At 68.5% G+C, this 1,239-nt stretch carries 2 protein-coding genes; both read left to right on the forward strand.

The features are described from left to right. A partial coding sequence (locus AC1DZ6_RS25420; RefSeq protein WP_477099860.1) for an RNA-binding protein occupies positions 1 to 604 on the forward strand: 604 nt, incomplete at its 5' end. A gap of 187 nt (positions 605 to 791) precedes the next feature. Further along, positions 792 to 1,239, forward strand: a 448-nt coding sequence (locus AC1DZ6_RS25425) for a translation initiation factor IF-2 associated domain-containing protein (RefSeq protein ID WP_477099861.1), incomplete at its 3' end; no start/stop codon positions are given.

Consider the following 1,239-nt stretch of genomic DNA (forward strand, 5'->3'; position numbering starts at 1 on the left):
GCGCAAGGACATCGTCCTGGGCGAGGCGACGGACGAGGCGCGCCTGGTGCGGTTCGTGGTCGGGCCCGACGGGACCGTGGTGCCTGACGTGGCGCGCAAGCTGCCCGGGCGCGGCATGTGGGTCGACGCCACCCGCGAGGCGGTGACGACGGCCGCCAAGAAGGGCCTGTTTTCGCGCTCGGCCAAGACCAAGCTGTCCGCCCCGGCCGATCTGGCCGACCAGGTGGAACGGCTGCTGTCCAAGCGGGTTCTGGACGGGCTGGGGCTTGCACGGCGCGGCGGAACGATTATCTCAGGCTTCGAAAAGGTCTCCTCGGCTTTGGCTTCGGGACAGACCGCCTGGCTCATCGAGGCGTCCGACGGCGCAGCCGATGGTCGCCGGAAGATTCTCACCGCGGTCCACAAGGCCCCGAACAGCCCGAAAATCTGCGGGATGTTCAGCTCCGACGAATTGGGTTTGGCCTTGGGCGGGGAGAATGTGATACACACGGCGCTTCTTGCCGGGCGCGGCACTGATCGCTGGACTTTGGACGTCGAGCGGTTATCAGGCTTCCGCCCACTCCTTCCCTCGAGTTGGTCGGCGAGTTGGCGCGAGGAGCCCTAGGGTCCTGGCCTCGACGAATGGCTCCATTCGTCGGCGACAGGGGTCTGGAACTTGAAATGAGGAGCGTGATCCGCTCCTGAGCGAAGGGTCGGGAAACGCGCTTCCTTTGGGAAGTACGTCCAGGCCCCTTTCTCACATGGATCAAACGTTTTTGGCCGGCCCAGCCGGCGGAAGTACAAGCGAGCGCATGAGCGACGAGAACGATAACGGTCGGCCTGGTTCCAACCCCGGCGGGCGAGCGCCCATTACGCTGAAGCCCCGTCAAGGGTCTGTCAGCGCTGGCGTCGTGAAGCAGAGCTTCAGCCACGGCCGCACCAAGACGGTGGTGGTTGAAACCAAGCGCGTGCGCCCGCACGTGCCGCCGGCCGGCAATCTCGCCGCGCCGTCCTCGGCCGAGCGCCGTCAAGGCGACGCCCCGCGTCCGCAGTCGTCTTCGGGCGGCGGCGGTTCAGCCGGCGGCCTGTCGCAAAGCGAGATGGTGGCCCGCCAGCGCGCCATCGAGGCCGCTCGCGAACATCAGGAACGCCAAGCGGCCGACCGTAGCGCCGCGGAAGCCCGCGCTGCTGCAGAAGCCGCCGCGGCGCGCGACGCCGCCGCCAAGGCCGCCGCAGCCGCCAAGGCCGCGGCTCCGGCCC

The sequence above is a fragment of the Caulobacter sp. P1_B12_2 genome (assembly GCF_056406675.1).